Source organism: Saprospira sp. CCB-QB6 (assembly GCF_028464065.1).
Classification (GTDB): Bacteria; Bacteroidota; Bacteroidia; order Chitinophagales; family Saprospiraceae; genus Saprospira.
Map to the genome: position 1 here is coordinate 12,054 of NZ_CP116808.1, position 22,365 is coordinate 34,418.

A 22,365-nucleotide genomic window follows, 5' to 3' on the forward strand; every position below is an offset into this window, starting at 1 on the left:
AGCTATCCTGACAAATCTAGGATAGCTTTTTTATATTGTTTGTAGGTCCTGTCACAAAGGATCTATTAGACTAGAACAGTTGCACTAACTGAGCACTTTTTTTTTTCGATAGCTTTATAGGCCAAATCGAGGGCCAAATCTAATTGTTCATTCATGCTCAGCTCGCTATTATCAATAGTAATTGCATCATCGGCTTTGCGTAGGGGGCTATCTTCTCGGCTAGAGTCGATTTCATCTCTTTCCATGAGGTTTTCTCGAACTTCTTCTAGGGAAGCGCTGAGTCCCTTAGCTTGTAATTCGGCTAGGCGGCGTTGGCTGCGGACCTCATAGCTAGCGGTCATAAACAGCTTGAGTTCGGCTTCGGGAAAGACAACAGTGCCAATATCGCGGCCATCCATTACTAATCCTTTAAAGCGGCCCATAGCCTGTTGTTGTTTGACCAAAAAGCGGCGAACAGCGGAGATGGCGGCTACTGGGCTTACCCATTTAGAGACGTGCATTTTACGGATTTCCTCTTCTACATCTTCGCCATTGAGGAAGCAATGGTTAGCTCCTGCTCTATGGCGGAAATCAATCCGAATATTATCCAGAGCTTGAGCAATTGCTTGCTCATCGTCTAAGGAAACTTCTTGATTGAGGAAATAGAGGGTTACGGCACGATACATTGCCCCAGTATCTACATAGATGTAATTTAATTTTTTGGCCAAGGATTTAGCAAGGGTGCTTTTTCCACAAGCGGCAAAACCATCTAGAGCAATAATAATTTTTTGGCTAGGCATAAGGCTGCGATTCTCTGACTATTTGAAAATGAAACTAAGAATTCGCTCACAAAGATAAGGAAATAAAAAGGGGGCCGAAAATTTAATTTTCGCTTTGCGCCAAAAAAGAAAAAACACTCACAGTAAAACAAGCGCTTAACTCCCTATAAAACAAGCCTTAACCTAAAAGCAGATTAAATCATCCGCATTCTGATTTGCACCATTAAGGCCGCCAAAAAAGTAAGGGCAGCAATGCCATAAAAACAAGCCATTAAGCCAAAGAAATACCAAAGCAGAGCAGAAAAAAGGGCACCAAACAAATAGCCTAGATCTCTCCACAAGCGAAAAATCCCAATGTATTCTGCTCGCTTTTGTGCGGGGCTCAATCGGCTAATCGCCACTAAAAAACTAGGATACACTAAGGCCGTTCCTAAACCCAAGAAAAAGCTAGAAAGCATAAAACTGAGTAGATCGGAACTATAGGCAAAGCCCAAAATGGAAAAGGCCTGCATATACATTCCACGGCGAATGAGTACTTTGGTGGGCACTTTATCGGCTAGTTTGCCTGTAGCCAACTGACCCAAGCCCCAAACGGCTGGATAAAGAGCTGTTACCCAACCAATTTCATCTGGCAATAAATCATGCTCTAATAATAAAATAGGGAGCAAGCCCCAAATCATGCCGTCATTGAGGTTATTGACCCAACCTGCAAAAGTTACAGAACTCAAACTAGCCTCTAAAAAACTGACTTTTTTAAAGGTCGTCCAAGCCGAGGCCGCCTCTTCTTCTCCACTCAAACTGGGTAAATCTGTTTGTTCTAAAAGCGCATAAGGAGCTGTTTCTCGGACAAAAACCGCCGACAGCAAGCCTCCTAAAAGGACAAAAATCAATGCCCCCCAAAATAAAAGATCATTTAATGGCCCCAAATAGGCCGCCGTGGCATAAGCAGAAAAGGCCAAAGCCAAATAACCTGCCGACTCATTGATGCCCATCGCTAAACCTCGATCCTTAGCCCCAGCCAGATCAATTTTCATGACTACTGTACTGCTCCAAGCAAAGCCCTGATTTAGCCCCAAAAGCAAATTGGCCAAAATAATTAACTCCCAACTTGGCGAAAAAGCAAAGAGAAAGGGAATCGGCAGCGCCAAAGCCCACCCCAATAACAACACCCGCTTACGCTCCCACAACTGCATCAATAAACCCGCAAAATAATTGGCCGTTGCCTTAGCCAAACCAAAAGCCATAATAAAGTAAAACAAAGCCTCTTCAGCCGCAATCCCAAAACAGGCCTCTATATATGGACCAAAAACAGAACGCTCCAAACCCAATAATGCCCCAACCAAAGCATTGATAAAAACCAATAAAGTAAACTGATAGCTATTTGCTCGCAAACCCAATTCTAAATCTCTCATAAGACAATACATTTTGGCCAAAAATACAGCTATTTCCACAACTCCAAATGTAAACTAGATCACTCGACTTAGTTTTATTTAAATTAAATCTAAATAAATTTTGGATTTTTCATTCGCTGTCCTACATTTGCAGCTGTTCAGCTATCTGTAATAAATCTAAATAAGAATAGTAAGCCATGAAAAAATTCAACCTTCTTTTTTCAGCCCTTTTGGGCGCTAGTAGTCTGTTTGCTCAGACCGTAGAAACTGTTTCTGTAGGCCCTAGCTACCAAGATGCTACTTATTATCGCCTATCTGACGGCCAAACCAAAAGCCTTGCTCACGGCAACTGGCAGTTTGCCTTTTCGGTTTTTGGTCAACAAGATGCCGCCATTTTTGTCAATGAAGGCGCTAGTTTAGGAGGCACCGCTGTAAAACTACACCTAAGTAGCACTACTGATTTTGCGACTACTGTAGACCCTAATACAGATTTGGTCCAAGAACTTTCTAATCCCGAGCAAAATTGGTCGGAAGGGGCTTTTAATACGGCCAGCAATACCTCTGCTTTTGATTATGGTTGGGGAAGTTACCAAATGAGCAACCACCAAATTATTGGCGACAAAGTATTTGTACTAGAGCTTAGCGATGGCAGCTACAAAAAACTCATGATCGACTCTTTGGTTTCAGGCAGCTATTATTTCCGCTATGCTGATCTAGATGGCAGTAACCTGGTCCAAACACAAGTCAATAAAGCCGACCATAGCGGCCAAACCCTAGCCTATTATTCTATCGATTCTGCCTCTACCCTACAAGCAGCCGAACTCAACGGCGGTTGGGACCTCCTTTTCTCGAGATACGGCACCCTAATCGACGATGGCCAAGGCGGACAAATGGCCTATGGCGTTACTGGTGTTTTAGCACATAAAGATCTAGAAGTAGCCGAAGCCGCTGGCGTTAACCCTAGCCAAGTTCAAGTGAGCAGCTACCAAGATAGCTTCGCCACAGAACCACTTACTATTGTTGGTCACGATTGGAAAAGCTATGATTTCTCCTCTGGATGGGTCATTCCTAGCGATCTAGTCTATTTCTTCAGAACTAGTGACCAAAATATCTGGAAAATCCAATTTATCGACTTTGAAGGCTCTTCTACTGGCGTTAGCCGCCTACAAAAAGAGAATCTTGGTCCCCTTTCTATTTTCCAAGCGCCAAATGCCGCAGTAAAAGGAATCAAACTATTTCCTCAACCTGCCCGCCAGCAAAATATTCAGCTTTTGCTAGAGCCTACCCAAAACGCAACTTACGAAATTCAAATCTATAATACACTTGGCCAAACTATTTGGTCTAAGCAATACAACTTGCAGCAAGGTTTGCAGCAGCTAGAATTGCCCACCGCCCAACTTTCTGGCGGGCAATATATTCTCCAAATTCGTCAGGGAGAACAGACTAGCGCCCAACCTTTCCTGTTGCTTGATTAGTCCCCAAGCAGCTATCATTTCAATTGTCAGTGTCAGTGTAGGTCCTGGTTTCGGCCAGGGCCTTTTTTAAAAAATGTTTTTTTGGGGCCTCAGCTGCGCTGCGCTTGCTGCGCTACGTTACGGGGCTCGCTGTTCGCTCGGCCCTTCGCAAAACTTCGCTAGCGCTCGTTTTGCTTGGTCTGGCGCTTTGCGCCACCCTTTCACATCGCTAGGCCATTTGGCCTACGGCCAGGCGCTTCGCGCCTAAATTAGCAGCCTTTATATCAAATAGTATTGCTCTTTACTTATGAAAACGATTCATTATTCTTTCCTATTTTTTGCTCTTTTTCTCTTTTCTGCCTGCCAAAATGAACAGGCAAAACCAACCACAGAGCAAGAAGCTCCAGCAGAAGAAACGCCCAAACGCATTGTTTCTCTAAATGGTAGCCTAACCGAATTGCTCTACCAACTCGATTTGGGTCAACAAGTTGTGGGAGTAGATGTAACCAGCAGTTACCCAGAAGCAGCCCAAACCCTACCCAAATTGGGCCATGTCAATAAACTAAATGTAGAAGCGGTGTTAGGCCTTCAACCCGATTATATTTTGGTTGATTCCAATGCTTTGGCCAGTCCCGCCATTCAGCAATTGGCCCAATCTGCAGAAATAGAGGTTGTGGCGGTTCCCGTTCCTCAACGTCTAGATGGCGCATTAGCTAGCGCAAAAGCCTTAGCCCAAAAACTCTCTATCGCTCAAGAAAAAATCACAGCCCTAGAAGAAAAGATTAAAAAAGACCAAAAAGCCCTAACTGAGTTTTTGGCCCAACAAAAAGCTAGCCCCAAGGTCCTTTTTATTTATGCTCGTGGCAGCAAAGTCATCATGGCCTCTGGACAAAATACCCCCATGGCCAAAATGATTGAATTGGCTGGTGGACAAAATGCTGTAAACGATTTTGAGGACTTTAAGCCCTTGACGCCAGAATCTGTTTTGGCCAGCCAACCTGATATCCTACTTCTATTTAATTCAGGACTCGCCTCTCTAACCCAAGCAGAAAAATCTGCAGAAGAAGCCCTCCTTAGCTTACCCGCTTTAGTAGAAACTCCAGCCGCCAAGCATAAACGCATCATTTCTATGGAAGGCCATTACCTCTCTGGTTTTGGACCAAGAGCCGCAAAAGCTGCCCTAGAACTAGCCCAAAGCTTAGAAACACAAATGGACAAATAGTAGTCATTTTTTGGAGTTTAGTGTGTCCTTGGCCGCCCAATATTGGGCGGCCTTTTTTGTTTGAGGACCAACGAAAAGCGCAAAACTTGAAAAAAACAGATGAGTGGCCCAGCGCTGCGCAGCCGTGGCCCGAAGGGCCAGACCCAAGCCGCTGAAAGCGGCTGCAGGGCCGAGCGAACAGCGAGCGGCGCAGCATAGCGGCGGCCGCTTTGCGGCCGCGGGCCCAAAAAACTAATCACAAAAAAAAATAGATTCCTCTACTTTGACCACTTTTCCAATATGAAATGAATAATTTTCTACCCAAGGTTTTAAATCCGAATAGTATTTTGTCTCTAATAGCCCATTTCTGTCAAAAGATTCTCTTCGTTTTTCAATTTTAACCTGAGGGCCATCATAATTGATGATATACTCATCGGCTTCAGTGAGCCGCCCTGCAAAAAATGAACAAGTCATAAGCCTAGTCAAACGTTCTTGCTTATCATAAGTATAACACTCTAAATTCTTGAGTAAAAAAGCGAATTCCAGCTCTTCTTCCACTACACTAATCAATTGACCTTTTTTATTATACGAAAACCTATACTTCCAATTTATTAAGTTATCCTTATCTTTCTTCAGAATACTATCAATTAGACTTGGTGAAAAAAAGTTAGCCTCCGCAGAGTAAAACTCTAGCTGTTTTTTGTCAATATTATTCTTTAAGCTATGTATAAGCGTCGGCAAACAATCTTCATTTAAGCTAGGTGATTGAGTTGGTAAAGTGCAACTTAAACAACTAAGAATAAACCCCAAAATAAGTAGGTAGCATCTCATAAACGACTCTGAATTTTGATATTAAAGCCTACTTTATTTAGGCCAATCAAATTTAGCTCAAAATATTTATAAGAAAAAATTGCCCTTCTTCGGAACGATTTGCCCCTTCCTTTAGTTTGGGTATATGTAAGGCAATAAATCCCATCATTTTTTTAGCATTTTCAGCTAGAGGACCAAGTAGATTTGGCCCTCAGTACTTCTATTGTTGAGCAAACGGCAGAAGGCTTAAAATCTGGGCGCCTACAACATATATAAAAAGTTCTTTTTTGTTAAACCTTCAAAACCATTATTATGTATAATGTAAATAAGAAGAAAATTAACTACAGTGAAGATGTTTATTATTTTGACATCTACACCAACAACTATCCTGTTACGATTCATCGGAAGGATCGGGAGTTAGCGATCAAGACATTTCGTCGTTATCAAAGAGCGGGCAAGCGTTGTCAATGGTTAGGCCGTTGGAATGGAAAAAAGTTTGAGGACAGTCAAGTTTTCGCCTCTTAATAGATAAACTCCTTAAGGTCTCCCCAACAGCTAACATTTTTTAATCTAAACTATATTTATGAGCGCCTCTTTAGCCGTATTATTTTCAAACTATCAACTTTATACACATCAATTAATTCAATTGCGTTGGCAAGCCAAAAGCCTTAGTCCTTGGAACTGGGCGCCCAAACTAGCTGAATTTGCTCGTGAGGCCGAGCAAGAAAAAGATATTCTTTTGGATATAATGCTAGCGCAGGGGCAACTTCCTCCAGCCAGCAAGAGTGCGCAGCAGCGCTTAGCTAATATTCCTGATTTGCAGGGCGTGAAAAAAACTTTGCCTAAAATTTTAGCTCGTGTTCACCAAAACAGCCAACTCATTTTGGGCCAAATAGAGCAATGGGCCAAAGAACAGCCAAAAGAAAAGCGCTGGAGCAAACTAAAGTTGGCCCTTCAAAAGCGTCTAGCTGACTTAGAGAGCGCCCCTCAAGCACAGGAACTATCGGCCTAATTTTGAAAGCTCTCTTTATTTCCTTAGTTTAAGCCAATTCATTTTTCAAATTTAAATACTATACATGTTAATCATCAAGGTAAAAGACAATGAGCCTATTGACAGAGCGCTCCGTCGTTACAAGCGTAAAGTACGCAATACTAAGCTACTACGCGAATTTCGCAAACGCAAGCACTTCGAAAAGAAGTCAGTGCAGCGTCGTCACGAGGTCCTAAAAGCGATCTACAAAGACGAGAAAGATAGAGCAATGGAGGATTAAACCTCTGCCTGTGACCTACCAGGCCCTTAGGGGCCGCATAAAATGGACTGTTGATTTTATATCAGTTCATTTTTTTTTGCCCTTTTCAAAAAATCGAGATAAAATTCGGGCCAGCCGCCCCAGCCTTCAGCTGCATCAAAAGAGCTATTGTGCCATAAGCTGATACATCGGCCAGAGACATCTCGCAACTCAGCCAACAACTCATCGGTCAGTTTTTTGGCCACTTCTAAAGAGCAAGACAGATAATTTTTTAGACTCACATCCATAAGGGCAAAAGGGTGAATTCGCAGCTGTGTCGCTTGGTTTTGCTCTAAATCAAACCAATAAAAAGAGCGGCTATACGCTGCTCGAAAACCTATATTGGCTGCATAGCCCATGCTATAATCAGACTCGATGCCCAAAGCTATAAGCTGTTGGTATGTTTGGGGAAAACGAAGGCGCAAAAAATGTTGTCGACTTTGCTTTGGTCGAGTTTTGGTCCAGAAAGCTAGCCGTTCTAACTGTTGCTCCCAATCACCAGCATAAGCGGGGTGAATACCAATTTGATTGCCTTTCTGAGTCAATTGCTGAATCAATTGTCCTAAAATAGCCGCCTGCCAAGGAGTATTTTTGTCATAGGGACCATAATCTCCTAAAAGAAAAAAATAATGTGCAGCTTCTAGATCCAAAGACTGATGGGCCTGTTCTAAAAAATCAAAAACATCATAAGGGTCTTGAGTCTGCCCCAATAAAACCATTAACTGCCGTTTAAATTCTCTTGGAAATTGATAGGCATTTTTAACTAACTTCCCTAGTTGTCGCCAGACTGGCAGCCCCTTATACTTGTAGGCAAAGTCTATATCATAGGTTGGCAAAAATTCATAGGTTAGCTGTTTGATTTCGAGTTGAGGAAACTGTTGGACCAATAACTCTCCCAAGCGATTAAAATGATAATCTAGCCAAGGGCGCCGCAAATAAGTTGAAAAAAAGGATTGATCTGCAGAAAAGCGCCCATGCTGGTCTTCCTGAAAAAGCAAATACTCCTCATAGCGACTAACGGCCAAAAAGGCTAAACTCAAAAGATCAAAATCCAGCAAGCCAGAACGACCAACCAAAGTAAAAGGCCAAGCATTTTGATCCATTTGCCAATCCATAGCAGGTAATGGCCGTATATCCTTTTGGGACAAAATAGCTGTAGCTTGAGGAATAAACAGTGAACTCTCTTTCAATTCACCATAAGCTAATTTTGGCCCCTCATAAGCCAAAAAATCTACTTTGCTGGACAAATATAAAAGAGAAAGCCCCAAATGCTCCTCAAAAATAAGGGAACAAATATATTCCAAACGAGCGGAGAAAAAGGGCGAATAAAAAGCAACTACTCGCATTTAAAATGGATCTTTAGTACTATGCCCAAATTGGTCTACCCGCTCTCCCCTATGGTTAATAAAAAAGTGCTCTTTGGCCTGCCAAACCTCTGTAATCCCATGACGAAAATGCCCCACAAAGTCATATACAAAAGGGATCACTTCATTGCCTTCTATATCAATAAAGCCCCATTTATCCCATTTTTTCACTGCAGCCAGATTTTCACTAAAATCATAGGCCGCCAAATACTTTGGAGCAATAATAACAGACTCATCAGCCTTATTGTAAAAGCCCCAACGCTTACTTTTAGCATCCTGAAAGCGACTAACATTTTCTAGTAACTTGACCAATTTTAGCATGCGGTCAATTTTCTCAAAAGCCTCTGCATGCATATCTTTTACCCCGTTGAGCAACAATTCTACAGATTCTGCATAACGCTGCTCTTCGTAGGCTTTATTCGCAGTTTGTTCCGATTCTAGCCAAATAGCCTCCCTTCGACAAATTTCTATTTTGTGCAAAATAACGGCTTTTGTAGGAGTAAAGCCCTCCTCATAAAAGTCTAATGCCTTGCGAAACTCTTCCTTGGCCCTCCCCCATTGCAACTCTAAAAAAAGAGCTTGAGCCGCTTTAATATGCTTATCGAAAGGTGCCCGCTTAATGGCCAGTTCTTCGGCCTGCAAAAGCTGATTAACTTGCTTAAACAAGCCTTCCATTTCCGCATCTTTGCGCAATTGTAAGGCATCCTTACAATTAAAATAAGCATCCTGATAACGCTTTTGTTGCCAAGCTTCTCGAGCTGCCCGAGCATAATGCCGAAAATCAATTTCTCGATGACATCGATCAATTTTGGCCTCTAAAATTTCGCGATGTGGCACAAATCCCTCCCGCCAATGCTCTAGCGCATCCTTATATAAGGGCAAAGCCGAACGCAAACGCTCTGGCTGCTGTTCCCAATTCGCAAAAAGCGTATCCGCCTCTTCCAAAAGGTCTTTAAAGGTATCCTCTAAATCAAATTTCTGCTGTCGAACCTTTAACAGCTTTTGATTGAGGTCCTGCACCAATTGGTCAAAAAGCTCGTTCTTTACGTTTTCGCTATCATAAATAGGCAAACCCGCCCGAGGCAAAACCGCCAATTCTCGATAAGCAGTATCCTCCCACCAACAAGTGTTCAATATAATAGGCACCACCAAGGTTTTTTCCTTGCGATGCAAGTCTAAAGCCGTTTTTAAATTGCGGCCCGAAAACAAAGGAGTTAAAATAGAGGCCTCACTCAATAAAAGTAATAACAAATCCGCAGCCTCCATCATCTCCGCCAATTGCTCATAATCCCCACTATCTAATTTGGTTTTACTATACCAAATTTTATTCACCTGATAGGTTTCATTCTGCTCGTCCAACTCCTTGAGATGCTGATATAACTCCTCAAACTTGGGCCGATCATCCGGATGATAAGCAATAAAAATATTAAGCGTATATGTAGCCTTAATATACATCTAGCTAGGCTTTTGATAACGGGCTAGCTGAAGCAGCCCCCATTTATTGAGACGATGCTGCAAAGACACACGCAATACCCCAAATCCATACTTCATCGAACGCCGAAAGTTAATACTTGAGGCCTCTTCAAAGTATTTGGTCGGACAAGTAACTTCCGCTATGTCAAAACCCGCATACACAATCTGCGAAAGCATCTCATTGTCAAATACAAAATCATCATCATTCGCATTGTAATCAATCCCCTCCAATAACTCCCGATGAAAAGCGCGATAACCCGTATGGTATTCCGACAATTTATAGTTAATCAACAAGTTTTGCGTAAAGGTCAAAAAGCGGTTGGCCACATACTTATAAAGCGGCATCCCGCCTTTCAAAGCGCCCATACCCAAAATACGCGAACCCAAAACAGCTGGATATAAGCCCTCTCCCAAAATATTCACCATGGCGGGAATTAACTTGGGCGTGTATTGATAATCAGGATGCAACATAATCACAATATCTCCCCCTATTGCTAAGGCTTTATTATAAAGCGATTTCTGATTGCCTCCATATCCTTTGTTGCTTTCATGCCGAATAATATGCTGTATACCTAGTTCTCTAGCCACATCTACAGTATTATCTCGACTACAATCATCACAAAGGATAACTTCATCCACCAAGTCAAAGGGAATTTCCTGATACGTAATTTCTAAGGTTTGTGCTGCATTATAGGCCGGCAAAACGACCACCACTTTTTGTCCTTTATACATGGGCTATTTTTTCTTCTTTTTCTTTTTGTCAGCCGCTTTTTTCAAGTAGCAGGTCTTCAAAACAATAGCACTGCCCTCTACCTTACAATCCACTTCTTCGGGATTATCCGTCAAACGAATGCTTTTCACTTTGGTCCCTCTTTTTACTACCATCGAGCTGCCTTTTACTTTCAAATCTTGGGTTACAGTTACGGCATCCCCATCCTCTAGAATGTTGCCATTGGCATCTTTTACTTCCATTTTCTTTACTTTAATTCAACGAGACAAATCCCGCTTTTATGTATAAAAAGATTCAATTTTTTATTTAGGGGCCTCCGCAGCAAAGCTGCGGCGCTAGGTTTCGGGGCTCGCAAGTCTGCTCGGCCCTGCGGCGGCAAAGCCGCCTGGGTCTGGCCTGCGGCCACCCCTCCACAGCGCTAGGCCGTTTGCCGCCCGCAGGGCGGCAAGGCGCTTCGCGCCTTTTGGGCCAAAATAGCTCGCCCCAACTCCCCCGAAAAATCCTGAAGGGATTTTGAGAAGGGGTGGGCGGGCGGGTCATCAAAAACGCATGAGGAGCGCAGCGACGAATACCACTTTCGGGCGGAAGTTAACTAAAAAATTAGTCTTCCTTCTTCTGTTGCTGCAAATAAACTGCTCTAGAAACTGCCTGATACTTATCCGAACCACCAATAACTTCCTGCTCCTCTTCCTGTGAAAAACGCTGGCTAAAAGGCGCATCCAAACCCGAACTCTTACAAACCGCTTTTACATGCGTAATATCATCACAACGGGGAATTAAGCGACTAATTTGCTCAAATGGCTCTCGCTTATAATCCCCACTCAAACCACAACATTCTACAATTTTGCCCTGATTCGCCCAACGATCAGCAAAATCAGCCGCATCGGGATAAAACTGAATCTCATCAATGCAAATGACCTCATAATCTTGGACCAAATCATCTAGCTCTGCTAACTTGGTACAGGCTGTAGCCTCATAACGCAATTTATCATGCGTAACAATCATTGCCGCAGAGTCATCATATCGACGATCTTTGGCGTATTTCACTAATAAACAGGCTTTTCCCGCAATCCGATAACGACGATAACGAGTAAGCAAAAGGGTACTTTTGCCCGAGAACATCGGGCCGATGATAAGCTGTAATTTTCCGTTCATGCTGCGCTTTGGTTTAAGAAGCTACAAAGCAACAGTTTTTTATAGAAAAAGGCAAGTTTTAAGGTCCAGAAGAAAAAAAAGCCCCAAAGCGCTTGGCGCTTTGGGGCTTTTCACGGAGGCCAGACTAACGGTAGTCTGGTTGATCTAAAATATACATATCTTCTTTCTTCCGAATGACCTCATCCATCTTGGCCGTTTCTAGATTTTCGGCATCTGTCATATCACATTTGATGAGGATCGTACGGTAGAAGGTGGTATTTTCCATATCGGCTTCGCGTAGGCTAGCCCCTTCTAGGTTTGTTTTTTCTAAGTTCACCCCCACCAAACTAGCTGCTGTAAAATTGGTCCCTTCGCAATTGGCTTTGCGCAAGCGGGCGCCAGTGAGATCAGCAGCGCTAAGGTCTGCATTTTTGAGATTGGTGCGGCGCAATTCGGCTACTTTGCCATTAAACTCGCCAAAGTCGGCTCCAGAAAGGTTGGCATCTTCTAAAACTGTTTCATAGAAGTTGACTCCTCTTAGGTCCGCTTCGCTCAGGTTGGCCCCTGTCAGGTCCATATTAGAAAGGTCCATACCCGAAAGATTGGCTCCTGCCAAATTAATAGGCTTATCGGGAAAATTCTTGCGATAGGCATCCCAATATTTTTTGCCCTTTTTGAGCATGCGATATTGCTGCTCATCCATTTCGCTTTCCTCTTGGGCCAATAGAGCTGTAGAAAAGCTAAAGAAGCATATTAGGAGTAGGCTAAAAAGTGAAAGTGTCTGTTTCATAGTCATTATTTTTTGTCAAAAGATAGCTAATACCTGGCAGATAACAAATAGCGTGCAATAAAAAACCTGAGCGCAGGAAATTGGTCCAAAGGCCCAGCGCTGCGCAGCGGTGGCGCAAAGCGCCAGACCAAGGCGGCTTGCCGCCGCAGGGCCGAGCAGACCTGCGAGCCGCGAAGCATAGCGGCGGCCGACCTAGCCAAAGGCTAGCCGGCCGCGGGCCCCAAACCCATCTCTTATTGCTGCAATTCTTTCTTTGCCTGCTGAGGCATTTTTTGTTGAAAAATAGCGTTGAGTGATTCTAATTCTTTCTGTTTGCGGCTATGTTTATCTCGAATAAAATAGAGGGTATTGATCGAAGGCATTTTCCCGCTCCAGACAAGCTGTAATTCTTTATTTTTCAGCTCTTTTTGAACGAGGATATCGGGAATAATAGCCAGCCCTTCTTGTGTTTTTAGGCATTGAATAATAGTTGAAAGGCTGGGCAGCATAAAGTTGGGTTGAAAAGGCAAGGGTTCATTAAAATTATCGGACCAAAATCGGCGGCTATGGTCCATTTCATTGACCACTGCATACCATGGAAATTCTCTTAGCTGCTGCGCTAATAGCTTGTAATTTTGGTCCTCAATTGCCTGCTGAAAAGGAGAAAGATCTAAATGAGCAGAGCCAATCAGATAAAGTTGTTCTTGAGAAAAAGGTGTTGCTTCGAAGCGGTTTTTCAGGCTATGATCTAGCGGTTGAGCCGTAATTAAGAGATCCAAAAGGCCTTGTTCCAACTCTTTAAAAAGGGTTGAGTTATCGGCAAATCGGGCATGTACATCAAAAGAGAGCGTTGATAGCTGGGGGGCTAAAACCAGTGAAAAAATTTCGGAACAAAGGCCAATGCGAATTCGCTCTCGTTTTTGCAAAGCTCTTTGCTGAAAAAGTTCTTCAACTCGGTCCAATCGTTCTAGGGCCGGCAAGGCGTAGGCATATAGTTGCTTAGCTTCTTCTGTGGGCTTCATTTTTCGGCCTGCTCGAATAAATAATTTATAGCCCAGATGTTGTTCTAAAGCTGCTAACTGCATACTGAGGCCAGGCTGAGAGCTATATAGTTTTGGTGCGGCTCGACTAATATTTCCCTGCTCATAAATTGCCTTAAAGCTGCGTAACCATTCTAAATTTAACATATATAAAGTCGATTAAAGCGCTACTATAAAAATACTAATAGCTTGCTGAAAAATTGCTAATTGCCTAGAGCAAAGATAGCGCTTAATTTTGTGTCGCAATTAGGAGCATGCCTGCTCCATTTTACTGAATTTACTTTCTAAACACATAATTAGCATGAAAAAGCAACATATTTTTGTAATAAACGCTGGCTTCCCATTTGGTCATTCTCCTGGTCAATTTAACCAAAGTCTATTAGCGCTTGATCTTGATTTTTTTGGCCCCAAAGAAGGTTATGAACTGCAATACACTAAACTAAGTGAAGAATATGATTTAGAGGAAGAAGTAGAAAAATTCCTTTGGGCCGACACCATTATTTATCATATGCCAATTTGGTGGTTTCATATGCCTTTTCGTTTCAAGGAATATATTGATCGGGTCTTTACCCAGGGACATGGACGAATTTATGCCAGTGATGGTCGATCTTCTAAAAACCCCAAAATTAATTATGGAACTGGGGGCTTACTAGATGGCCGCAACTACCTAGTAACCAGCAGTTGGAATGCCCCTAAGGAAGCTTTTGAATGGGAAGGCGAGTTTTTTCAACAAAAATCTGTTGACGAAGGTGTCCTCTTCCCTTTTCATAGAATGAATGCCTTTGTTGGTCTTGAGTTTAAAGATAGTCTGCATTTTCATGATATAGAGAAAAATGCCCGAGCAGCTGACGAATTTGCTAGATATCAGGCATTTTTGACCAAAAATTTCTCTTAGATAGCAATAAAGGCTGGCTGGGCTACGGCCAATTTTTCAGGCTATAAAAAGCTATTTTTGCTCAGAAAATTCTCCAAAATGGTTACTTTGTCTTACTTAAAAGAGAGTATATGGAAAAGCAACTTCCTTGGGGAAAAATGTATTATCAGGATGGCGTATTTATTTGTGATATTGCCAAAGGAGCACATATTGATATAGCAGAAATGGACATTTGGGCCGATACAGCAGCAGAATTCTCTGCGGGCCAGCCCTTTACTTTTTTGGTCAATCTTTCTGAGATGAAATCGGTTTCGAAAGAAGCAAGGCGGCTAAAAATTTATGAAGATGAGCGTTTGCATATCATTGCTGGTGCCATTCAAATTAAGTCAGTACTTTCTAAAATGCTGGCCAACTTCTTTTTGCAAATGAATAAAATTCCTAGTCCCGTTCGGATGTTTAACGATAGAGAAAAAGCCCTAAGCTGGCTAGCCAAATTGCAAAATGATGAGGGAGCTTAAATTGAATATTCGTTTAGGTATTATGCGCATAGGGAAATTACTGAGCGAAGGGGAAGAACTACCTAAATTTAGCTTATGCGATAAAAACCGCTAAAAATCAGTGACTTGAGGCCTAAATTTGCATCATTAGAATAAGACAACTTATTCCAACTCATGCAAAGTTTATCCTTATGAATTTCCCCAAAGTCATGTTATTTGCCCTACTACTCCTTAGCCCAGGCTTTATCTTAGCCAATAATGATATGGACCAAGACGGCATCGCTGATCTGCTTGATTTTGACGCGGATAACGACGGTATCCCCAACTATATAGAAGAGGCTTATACCCCTAAAGATCAGGATGGAGATGGCATTCCCAATTACTTAGACCTAGATAGCGATAACGACGGTATTCCCGATTTGGTAGAAGCAGGTATGCTAGACCAAAACGGCGATGGCCGAGTAGATGAATTTATTGATGAGGACCAAGATGGCTGGCATGATTTCGCAAATATAAGCTATGCTCAACTCGATATTGACCAAGATGGACTTCCTGCTTTTTTGGACCTAGATTTTGATGGAGATGGCCAAGCAGACCTTTGGCTTTGGGAACAAATGGAATTGGACCGAGATGAAAATGGTCAGCTCGATAGTTTTAGAGATTTGGACCAAGATGGCCTAGATGATCGCTTTGATGGCGACTTGGTCAATATTCAACTTCTCGGAGAAAATACAATTCCGCCTTCTAAACATATTGCCCTTCTATACGAGCAAGTCCACAATGCTCCCGCAGCAAATGTAAGCTGTGAAGAGGTCGATCAATATGGCCTTTGCTATGATACTCAACTGTAAATAACCAACCACCAACTATAAGTATTCCTAAGGAGCCTCCAATTTGGGGGCTTTTTCATGTCCATAAGTTTGATAATAACTAGCTAGAAGTTCTTCTAGGTATTGTTGTCTATCTTTTTGCTCAAAATTCATTCGCTCTTCAAAACCAATAGGTAGAAAAAGGGCCTTTTGTTGACGAGATAATAACTCCCAATCATAGCGATATTGCATCTGGGCCATCAAAAATGCTTTTTTCCATTTTTTTAATGCCTTTTGCTGCTGCTCATTAAGCGCGCTTTCTCCCAATTTTTTCTCTAGCTCCTTCAGTTGTTTTCTCCAACAGCTGTACTTTAGTTTTATTAAATTGATGGCCTCTGCTCTAAAAAAATTGGCATCAGCTTGTTCTAAAGCGGTCTTTTCTTGCTCATATTTTTGCTGCAGCTGCTTCTGCTCCTTAGCCAAATCCTTTAGCGCTCGCTTTAAATTACTTGGCTTCTGCTGAGCATAAAAGGCCTTTTTTCTCTGCATCAGCTCTAACCACCAAGCAGACAACTCCTTCATCAAAAAAGGTTTTTCTGCTGCCCAAGCCGCTAAAGAGCGTTTTTCTCCTCCTATAAACTGTATTTCAGCCTTTTCAAGATCAACCCCTTCCAAAGCTAACATACTTTCTATACCGAGCTCATTAAGCAATCCTTGATCTAAATTAGGCCTAATAGATGGCAATTTCTTTTTATAATTTCGCTTAAAATTAGCCAACTGCTTCAATCTTCGATTTCCTTCTAGCTCTTCCTGCGCCCAATTACTCTTTAAAGCTCGCTCTTCCTTCTCCAAAAAGGCTTTTTGGTTTTCATAATTGATCTGAAGCTGCACTAAACTAGCCTCTTTTTTATCTGCGGAAAAACTAAGAGAGGCTAAACGGGCCAATTCCTCAACTTCCAATTCTCCTAGATGCACCCTAGCTCCCGCTATACTTTTTTGCCCTTTCAAGGGATAAGGAAACTGCTCCCATAAGCGATTTAAAAAGGCATCTTTTTTTTGCCAAATAGCGGCTGGAGTGGCTAGATTTTTTTGATTGGACCACTCTTTTATCGCTTCCTCTTCTCGCTTTTGCGCAAAAATGCGCTCTTCCAATACCAAAGCCTGCCGCTCTTTCTCCAATTCTGCCAATCGCTGCTGATAATCTCTTTCTAATTGCTTTTTTTCTTCTTCCAACTCCCAATAAGCTAACTCTTTATCAGCCAAAGGAGGCTGCTCACTTTCTTCATTCAATGCCTTTAGTTCAGCCCAAATTGCGCCTATTTTCACTGCTTGCCGCTCTTGCAGCAAGAGTTTTTCTCGCTTATAATAACCTACCAGCGCCAAAGCTAGAGCAACGGGAAATATGGAAAAGCTTTTCTGAAACCCATAGGCCCAATGAAAAATAAGCGACAAAAAGGCCCCAAGCACAACTAGAATAGGCAGCGCAAATAAAATTTCTTTGCGCAAATAAGTCGGAAAAATTACAGCTTTAGGCAAAGTTGTAGGTAAAAGCAAGGCCTGTCTGGCCCAATCTGCTCGAATAGCCGCCTGCAACTCATCCAAACTTTTCGCCTCAAGCTCCAAAGAACCAGCTAATTCTGAAACAGTCAACCAACGCCCCTTTTCACGCCATTTTAAGGGATAAAAACCTGCAAAACGCTCCAATAAGTCACTATCCCCTAACTCGGCCCACAACAGATAACACCAATCTTTAGCCGCAGGCCGAAACGAAGGATGTTTATGCCCAGCAATAAAAGCCTGCTTAAATCCTTCTTGCAAAGCCAGCGACTGATCTCTAAAAACTTGATGTGGGGCAGGAATAACCGAAAAAGAAAAAGCCGAATTATGCACAAAAAGTCCCGCCTCAATCTTTTGATGCAAACTCGCCAGTTGCACATATTCGCCCTCTGCCGTGGCCGCAAAAGGATGAATCCCAAATAATAATTTATAGATGATAACGGCCAAAGAAAAATTATCCCAACTCGCATCAAAAACAACAGGCCGATCAGCTCCATAATACTCTGGCCCACTATACTCTGGCGTACTTACCGTCGCCTTTTCGATGCCATCGGGATGCTCCAACTGCATAGCATCCAAATCGACAAAAGCCAATTGTTTTTCCGCACTAAATAAGATATTTTCGGGCTTCAAATCAACTAGAACATAGCGTTCTTCCGCTTGCAAATGCGCTAAACCCAAAGCCAATTCAAAAGCTAGGCAAAGCCGCAAAACTCGACTATTTTCTGTCCCTAAATTATAGACCTGAAAAGCATCCCCCAAGCGACTAGGCAATTTGGGCAAACAAAAAAGCTCTAGTTTATGCCCTTCCACAAAAGGCATGAGCAAGCCCCTCAGTTGCTTATTTTGGTCCAAAACTAATTCCTCAGGCCAAACGAAAATAGCCTTTTGTTCTTCCAAAGAACTGGGCGGATAAGCTTGCAAAGCCCGCAACTTGGCCTTTTTTTCGACCTGCAACTTATGCGGATAATACAATTTCACCACCCGATTAACTAAAGAGCGGGGACTCCTTACCTTATATAACTCTCCTTCTCCCCCATGGGCAAAAGGCTTGGCAGCCAACAAAATACGCTCTTTCGTTTTTTCTAAATAGAAACTGTTACTAGACATGGGAATAAAATCAACGGTTTCCCGAATCTACTATTTTTTTTATTCTTTTTTAGATTTTTTGGGGCCCGCGGCCCAGCTAGGCAAAGCCTAGCTGGGCCGCCGCTAGGCTGCGCGGCTCGCTATTCGCTCGGCCCTGCGCCAGCAAGCTGGCTCGGTCTGGCCTGCGGCCACTGCTGCGCAGCTGGGCCATTGGCCCTTCGGGCCAGGGCTTCGCCCCCTAATAGCAAAAAGCAGCCCTTCTCTCAAGAAAGAAGGGCTGCTTAAGCTCAAAATATGCAAAGTAAAATCATAGAGAAACAGAGCTAAAAGGCAACTCCAGCCTCTTTAATGGCCAAACCTAAGGCATCTCGCATACTGCCTGTGGTCCGAATTTCATCAATAGAAATACCCAACTCAACAATGGTTTGTGCAATGGGACCAGAAACCCCAGAAATCATGCACTGCGTCCCCATCAAACGAGCCGCTTTGCTCATTTTAATCAAGTGATTGGCTACTGCAGTATCCACAATAGCCACACCACTAATATCTAAGATAAAAAACTTGGCTTGTGTCTCTGCAATCTTGTCCAACATGGCCTCCATTACATCTTTTGCTCGTTTAGAGTCAATAAACCCAACCAAGGGCAAAAGAAGAATATCTTCCCAAATTTGAGCAACAGGAGTAGATAACTCTCGCAAAGCATCATTTTGGTCCTCCAAGCTCTTTAATGAGCGCTTTCGGTACACTTCCGAAACAATGTCTAGCCCCACCTGTGCATACTTCTTAAAAGCCAAAATAAAGTCTGCATCTTTACCTGCATACTTAATAAGCTCTTCTAGTACAAACTCTTGGCAAGCAGCTAACAAAGACATAAATGCATTAAGGCTAAGTCCCAAGCCCAAAAAAGCATCCCCAAAACCTAGGTGTCTTTCTACATAGGCCTCATCTAAAACTCCAGAAATCATGTCACTCCAGATAATAGAATTCCCTTGGTCTATTCCCGCAATTAGGTCTTCTGTATAGTACTCTCCATACTCTGGGCAGTTGCGCATCCAGTCAAAAAGACGCTCAAATACCTGCCCTTCTACTTCTGCTGGAACCTGCTTACCCGCTGCAGCAATAAGGTCCAAATCAGATTGATCAATAAAGAATTGTCGCCTGTATAAGGCCGCTGTTTTTACTTTTTGCATAGTTGATTCTGATTAGTTTAGTTGGTCATTCAATCAAATGTAAGCAGAAGACGCTAATTTTCGTCACAAATTCTAAGCTTTACTTAAAAATAATATTTTGCAAATATTGGCATAGGCCTACTAAAAAATGTTTTAGCAAAAAAACTTGTCCACTTTTGAATTAGAATAGCAACTTATACAAGCTAAAAGCAAAATAAATTTGGTATAAAAAAACCGCAACATAAGCCAAAGCCTATGTTGCGGTTAAAATCCTTTCTATCGCCTAAATATTACTTCTCAATTTCGAAAGTTTCGGCAGGAAGATCAATATCAAATTGTACATCTTTCACGGTACACTCAATAGGATAACCTTTGAGCTCTTTTTCTTGCTTGTAAGAAACTTGAATACCATTTACCTCTTTATAGTCGCTATAAACTGTTGTTTCTTGGCGGCTCACAGTACGTGATTGGCTGCTAATTCCAGAAACCCCCTCTTCTACTGTTGATTGAGAGTTGTGGATTTCCTGTACTTTTAGACCAGTTTCCATATCATAGAAAAACTCATAACGCTCTGTTTGATCGCTATTTTCAGCTACAATCTTATAGGCTTTTCCTTGACGCAAACTTGTTGTACCTGAAAAAGCAAATTTGTAGCCATGATTCATAAGGCCCAATTCTGTAGGATAAGTAGCTACAGCCTGCTTTTCTTTGATTTCTGCTGCGGTCAATTCGCTGACTTCTCCATCGCTAAAGTATTGCTTTCCATCAAAGGTTGTGGGAATTTCACTTCCATTCATGCTCGTTAACGTACGGTATTTTTGGCCCTGCAAAATAATATGCTCCTCATCAATGACAAATTTCTTACTTGTTGAATTCGCTTTGAGACTAGAGCTTCTAGAGATATACATGTTGTTGATTTTCTCTAGTTTATCCTTTCCTCCTAAGGCGATAAAATAGGCATCAAGAACAGCATCCGCATCGCTAAGGCGGCTATCTGCTGCAGCTTTACTTTTAGAGGAAGCTGCAGCACGGCTGGTATTAGCTGTTTTGTCACTACTTTTAGTTGTGCTTGTCTTATCGCTAGTTGCCGACTTGCTTTTTGTTTTGTTTTTGCCAGTTACTGCATCTTCTGCTTTATCCAAGCTTTTGTCTACCGTTTTATCGACGGCTTTGTCTGCACGTTTTTTTAATTTTTTCTCGGCACGTTCCTGTGCGCGTTTCAAAAAGCCCTGAGCCTTTGCTTGTTGGGGCATTAGGCCCAAAAATAGGGCAAATACGGAAAGATAAATCCAATGCTTCATGAGAATTTGATTTCTGTTAATAGATATAATTTAAATAAAGGGACGACCGCTTAATCAGTCGGTTAATGAATATTTCTTGCTTAACAAAAACATTGCCTAAAATAACGCTTATAGGACCTGTTTTTACTTCATTTTCTGCGTTTTGCAGGCCGAAGGCCGCAGGCTGAGGGATGGACAGCAGTGGCCTTAGGCCAGACCTAGTTTTTTTGAGCACAGCGAAAAAAAACGCAGGGCCGAGCGATCAGCGAGCTGCGAGACAGCCCGACCTGAGTGAAGCGAGGGGCAGCCCCAAAATTATTAAAACTTAAACATCCAATAAAAAAATTGCTTAACAGAGGGTTGTTTGCCGTAGAGCAAAATCCCGATGCGGTAAATTCGGCCCGATAACCAAATCATGGCAATGGCCGAGAGGAATAGGATGCCTAAGGATAGGCCAAGTTGCCAAAGTGGGGGGTCGAAAGCGAGGCGGGCGGGCATGATGACTGGCGCAAAAAAGGGAATATATGAGGCGTATTCGACTAGGCTGCCATTGGGGTTTTCTATGGCCTGCAAACCAATAAGCATAGCCGCTACAACGGGTATCGTTACGATAATAGTTAGCGATTGTCCCTCGCCCCAATCATCGCCCATAGCGGCACCAATAGCGGCAAAAATGGAGGCGTAAAGTGTATAGCCGAGTAAGAAAAAGGCCAAAAAGCAGCTCAGCAAATAGGCATAATTAAATTGGCTAAAGCCCTCTAAATTGTCCATAATCATCAGCATTTGGTCCTCATCTAGGCCACTGCCTGAAGGCAAGGGCGAGCTGCTTGCTGCGGGTAGAGCCACAAATAGACTGAGGATAAGCTGCAGAGTCGGGATCGTTAGCCCCCAAATTAAGAACTGAGTTAGACCAACCGCTCCCACACCAATAATTTTGCCCAACATTAACTGAAAAGGCTTTACAGAAGAAATCACAATTTCAACAATTCGGCTCGTTTTTTCTTCCATTACCGAACGCATAACCATATTGCCATAAATCAGGATAACCATATAAATGAGCATCATCATACCCCCTCCTAAAAAGCTAGCTAAATAAACCTGTGCCGAAGCCGCAGTTTCTTTTTCGCCAGCTATATTTAGCTGATTAAAATGTAAGTCGCTGCCCTTCAAATCGGCTCGTTCCAAGTCTTTTAGGTTAATGCCCAAAAGCTGTCGCCGTTCTTTAATAAGCCGACGAGCCAGGCGTTGTCGCAATAGAGATTGAGTGCTAGCGCTCAGGGGTTCACGGCCATAAAGCTCTAATTGAATAGTCAATAAATCTGTTAAGTTATCTCGATTTTGCACCGCTGTTTTGGGAATATGCAAAAGCGCATCCACCTGATTATTTTCTGCCTGAGCCAATAAGTCGCGCAAGCTATCTAAGCTTGCTTTGGGCGCAGCAACTAAGTTCAAACTACCCGAAGAAGAAAGTGCGCCCTCCACCTGATTGAGCAAATTGGCCTCATCTACTACCCAAATCGTTTTTTCTTTACTCACCGCCGACATACTCGCAAAAATACTAATGCTAAAGAGCAACAAAAAGCCTAAAGGCGTGAGAATAGTGGTGAGAATAAAACTTCTTTTTCGCACCCTAGAACCGTATTCACGGCTTATAATTAACCAAAGTTTTCGCATAAT

The 22,365-nt window shown here is 42.5% G+C and carries 22 protein-coding genes; 8 read left to right on the forward strand and 14 right to left on the reverse strand.

Annotated elements, in window-relative coordinates:
• Positions 1-65 precede the first annotated feature (65 nt).
• A complete protein-coding gene (gene cmk, locus PPO43_RS00040) occupies positions 66-779 on the reverse strand; it encodes a (d)CMP kinase (protein ID WP_272619656.1) in 714 nt (237 codons plus the stop codon).
• 173 nt (positions 780-952) lie between these two features.
• Positions 953-2,170, reverse strand: a complete 1,218-nt coding sequence (locus PPO43_RS00045; RefSeq protein ID WP_272619659.1) for an MFS transporter — start codon at positions 2,168-2,170, stop codon at positions 953-955.
• Between the two features lie 176 nt (positions 2,171-2,346).
• Here PPO43_RS00045 and PPO43_RS00050 point away from each other — a divergent pair, with 176 nt between their 5' ends.
• Complete coding sequence (locus PPO43_RS00050; RefSeq protein WP_272619661.1) at positions 2,347-3,624, forward strand: HmuY family protein; 1,278 nt, start codon at positions 2,347-2,349, stop codon at positions 3,622-3,624.
• Positions 3,625-3,910: 286 nt separating this feature from the next.
• Entirely contained in the window at positions 3,911-4,825 is a 915-nt protein-coding gene (locus PPO43_RS00055) for a heme/hemin ABC transporter substrate-binding protein (RefSeq protein WP_272619663.1), read from the forward strand.
• Positions 4,826-5,056: 231 nt separating this feature from the next.
• On the opposite strand, the gene PPO43_RS00060 is transcribed toward PPO43_RS00055, so the two are convergent.
• On the reverse strand, positions 5,057-5,635 hold the full coding sequence (locus PPO43_RS00060; RefSeq protein ID WP_272619664.1) for a hypothetical protein: 579 nt from the start codon (positions 5,633-5,635) through the stop codon (positions 5,057-5,059).
• Positions 5,636-5,926: 291 nt separating this feature from the next.
• Between PPO43_RS00060 and PPO43_RS00065 the strand changes: the two genes are divergently transcribed.
• The 3 genes from PPO43_RS00065 (at position 5,927) to rpsU (ending at position 6,885) form a co-directional block, all read left to right on the forward strand.
• Positions 5,927-6,139: a hypothetical protein gene (locus PPO43_RS00065; protein WP_272619666.1), complete on the forward strand. Its 213-nt coding sequence runs from the start codon at positions 5,927-5,929 to the stop codon at positions 6,137-6,139.
• Positions 6,140-6,197: 58 nt separating this feature from the next.
• Positions 6,198-6,626, forward strand: coding sequence for a hypothetical protein (locus PPO43_RS00070; RefSeq protein ID WP_272619668.1), 429 nt, complete (start codon positions 6,198-6,200; stop codon positions 6,624-6,626).
• Between the two features lie 64 nt (positions 6,627-6,690).
• Positions 6,691-6,885, forward strand: coding sequence for a 30S ribosomal protein S21 (gene rpsU, locus PPO43_RS00075; RefSeq protein WP_272619670.1), 195 nt, complete (start codon positions 6,691-6,693; stop codon positions 6,883-6,885).
• 56 nt (positions 6,886-6,941) lie between these two features.
• On the opposite strand, the gene PPO43_RS00080 is transcribed toward rpsU, so the two are convergent.
• The 7 genes from PPO43_RS00080 to PPO43_RS00110 form a co-directional block, all read right to left on the reverse strand.
• The gene (locus PPO43_RS00080; protein WP_272619672.1) at positions 6,942-8,249 is read right to left on the reverse strand and encodes a polysaccharide deacetylase family protein; all 1,308 of its coding nucleotides are present in this window, start codon (positions 8,247-8,249) and stop codon (positions 6,942-6,944) included.
• Positions 8,250-9,722 (reverse strand): WG repeat-containing protein, encoded by a 1,473-nt coding sequence (locus PPO43_RS00085; protein WP_272619674.1) that lies wholly within the window; start codon positions 9,720-9,722, stop codon positions 8,250-8,252. It abuts the gene before it with no gap.
• Complete coding sequence (locus PPO43_RS00090) at positions 9,723-10,472, reverse strand: glycosyltransferase family 2 protein (protein WP_272619676.1); 750 nt, start codon at positions 10,470-10,472, stop codon at positions 9,723-9,725. It lies immediately after the preceding gene.
• A gap of 3 nt (positions 10,473-10,475) precedes the next feature.
• Positions 10,476-10,712, reverse strand: a complete 237-nt coding sequence (locus PPO43_RS00095; protein WP_272619678.1) for a zinc ribbon domain-containing protein YjdM — start codon at positions 10,710-10,712, stop codon at positions 10,476-10,478.
• 358 nt (positions 10,713-11,070) lie between these two features.
• On the reverse strand, positions 11,071-11,625 hold the full coding sequence (locus PPO43_RS00100) for an AAA family ATPase (RefSeq protein ID WP_272619680.1): 555 nt from the start codon (positions 11,623-11,625) through the stop codon (positions 11,071-11,073).
• 124 nt (positions 11,626-11,749) lie between these two features.
• Positions 11,750-12,394, reverse strand: a complete 645-nt coding sequence (locus PPO43_RS00105) for a pentapeptide repeat-containing protein (protein WP_272619682.1) — start codon at positions 12,392-12,394, stop codon at positions 11,750-11,752.
• Between the two features lie 233 nt (positions 12,395-12,627).
• Positions 12,628-13,560: a LysR family transcriptional regulator gene (locus tag PPO43_RS00110; protein ID WP_272619684.1), complete on the reverse strand. Its 933-nt coding sequence runs from the start codon at positions 13,558-13,560 to the stop codon at positions 12,628-12,630.
• A 154-nt stretch (positions 13,561-13,714) separates the two neighbouring features.
• Here PPO43_RS00110 and PPO43_RS00115 point away from each other — a divergent pair, with 154 nt between their 5' ends.
• The 3 genes from PPO43_RS00115 (at position 13,715) to PPO43_RS00125 (ending at position 15,635) form a co-directional block, all read left to right on the forward strand.
• The gene (locus PPO43_RS00115) at positions 13,715-14,308 is read left to right on the forward strand and encodes an NAD(P)H-dependent oxidoreductase (RefSeq protein ID WP_272619687.1); all 594 of its coding nucleotides are present in this window, start codon (positions 13,715-13,717) and stop codon (positions 14,306-14,308) included.
• A gap of 110 nt (positions 14,309-14,418) precedes the next feature.
• A complete protein-coding gene (locus PPO43_RS00120; protein ID WP_272619689.1) occupies positions 14,419-14,805 on the forward strand; it encodes a DUF7793 family protein in 387 nt (128 codons plus the stop codon).
• 170 nt (positions 14,806-14,975) lie between these two features.
• On the forward strand, positions 14,976-15,635 hold the full coding sequence (locus PPO43_RS00125) for a thrombospondin (protein ID WP_272619691.1): 660 nt from the start codon (positions 14,976-14,978) through the stop codon (positions 15,633-15,635).
• 27 nt (positions 15,636-15,662) lie between these two features.
• Here PPO43_RS00125 and PPO43_RS00130 read toward each other — a convergent pair whose 3' ends face one another.
• The 4 genes from PPO43_RS00130 to PPO43_RS00145 all read right to left on the reverse strand — a co-directional run bounded on the left by PPO43_RS00130 (position 15,663) and on the right by PPO43_RS00145 (position 22,362).
• Entirely contained in the window at positions 15,663-18,260 is a 2,598-nt protein-coding gene (locus PPO43_RS00130; RefSeq protein WP_272619693.1) for a protein kinase domain-containing protein, read from the reverse strand.
• Positions 18,261-18,562: 302 nt separating this feature from the next.
• Positions 18,563-19,429: an STAS domain-containing protein gene (locus PPO43_RS00135; protein WP_272619695.1), complete on the reverse strand. Its 867-nt coding sequence runs from the start codon at positions 19,427-19,429 to the stop codon at positions 18,563-18,565.
• 269 nt (positions 19,430-19,698) lie between these two features.
• Positions 19,699-20,709, reverse strand: coding sequence for a metallopeptidase (locus PPO43_RS00140; protein ID WP_272619697.1), 1,011 nt, complete (start codon positions 20,707-20,709; stop codon positions 19,699-19,701).
• 297 nt (positions 20,710-21,006) lie between these two features.
• Positions 21,007-22,362, reverse strand: a complete 1,356-nt coding sequence (locus PPO43_RS00145) for an ABC transporter permease (RefSeq protein ID WP_272619699.1) — start codon at positions 22,360-22,362, stop codon at positions 21,007-21,009.
• Positions 22,363-22,365 lie beyond the last annotated feature (3 nt).

Coding starts and splice junctions, on each gene's coding strand:
- PPO43_RS00135 (WP_272619695.1), bottom strand. CDS start 19,429: ATGCAAAAAGTAAAAACAGCGGCCTTATACAGGCGACAATTCTTTATT.
- PPO43_RS00055 (WP_272619663.1), top strand. CDS start 3,911: ATGAAAACGATTCATTATTCTTTCCTATTTTTTGCTCTTTTTCTCTTT.
- rpsU (WP_272619670.1), top strand. CDS start 6,691: ATGTTAATCATCAAGGTAAAAGACAATGAGCCTATTGACAGAGCGCTC.
- PPO43_RS00125 (WP_272619691.1), top strand. CDS start 14,976: ATGAATTTCCCCAAAGTCATGTTATTTGCCCTACTACTCCTTAGCCCA.
- PPO43_RS00140 (WP_272619697.1), bottom strand. CDS start 20,709: ATGAAGCATTGGATTTATCTTTCCGTATTTGCCCTATTTTTGGGCCTA.
- cmk (WP_272619656.1), bottom strand. CDS start 779: ATGCCTAGCCAAAAAATTATTATTGCTCTAGATGGTTTTGCCGCTTGT.
- PPO43_RS00095 (WP_272619678.1), bottom strand. CDS start 10,712: ATGGAAGTAAAAGATGCCAATGGCAACATTCTAGAGGATGGGGATGCC.
- PPO43_RS00080 (WP_272619672.1), bottom strand. CDS start 8,249: ATGCGAGTAGTTGCTTTTTATTCGCCCTTTTTCTCCGCTCGTTTGGAA.
- PPO43_RS00105 (WP_272619682.1), bottom strand. CDS start 12,394: ATGAAACAGACACTTTCACTTTTTAGCCTACTCCTAATATGCTTCTTT.
- PPO43_RS00050 (WP_272619661.1), top strand. CDS start 2,347: ATGAAAAAATTCAACCTTCTTTTTTCAGCCCTTTTGGGCGCTAGTAGT.
- PPO43_RS00070 (WP_272619668.1), top strand. CDS start 6,198: ATGAGCGCCTCTTTAGCCGTATTATTTTCAAACTATCAACTTTATACA.
- PPO43_RS00085 (WP_272619674.1), bottom strand. CDS start 9,722: ATGTATATTAAGGCTACATATACGCTTAATATTTTTATTGCTTATCAT.
- PPO43_RS00110 (WP_272619684.1), bottom strand. CDS start 13,560: ATGTTAAATTTAGAATGGTTACGCAGCTTTAAGGCAATTTATGAGCAG.
- PPO43_RS00065 (WP_272619666.1), top strand. CDS start 5,927: ATGTATAATGTAAATAAGAAGAAAATTAACTACAGTGAAGATGTTTAT.
- PPO43_RS00090 (WP_272619676.1), bottom strand. CDS start 10,472: ATGTATAAAGGACAAAAAGTGGTGGTCGTTTTGCCGGCCTATAATGCA.
- PPO43_RS00120 (WP_272619689.1), top strand. CDS start 14,419: ATGGAAAAGCAACTTCCTTGGGGAAAAATGTATTATCAGGATGGCGTA.
- PPO43_RS00060 (WP_272619664.1), bottom strand. CDS start 5,635: ATGAGATGCTACCTACTTATTTTGGGGTTTATTCTTAGTTGTTTAAGT.
- PPO43_RS00145 (WP_272619699.1), bottom strand. CDS start 22,362: ATGCGAAAACTTTGGTTAATTATAAGCCGTGAATACGGTTCTAGGGTG.
- PPO43_RS00100 (WP_272619680.1), bottom strand. CDS start 11,625: ATGAACGGAAAATTACAGCTTATCATCGGCCCGATGTTCTCGGGCAAA.
- PPO43_RS00130 (WP_272619693.1), bottom strand. CDS start 18,260: ATGTCTAGTAACAGTTTCTATTTAGAAAAAACGAAAGAGCGTATTTTG.
- PPO43_RS00045 (WP_272619659.1), bottom strand. CDS start 2,170: ATGAGAGATTTAGAATTGGGTTTGCGAGCAAATAGCTATCAGTTTACT.
- PPO43_RS00115 (WP_272619687.1), top strand. CDS start 13,715: ATGAAAAAGCAACATATTTTTGTAATAAACGCTGGCTTCCCATTTGGT.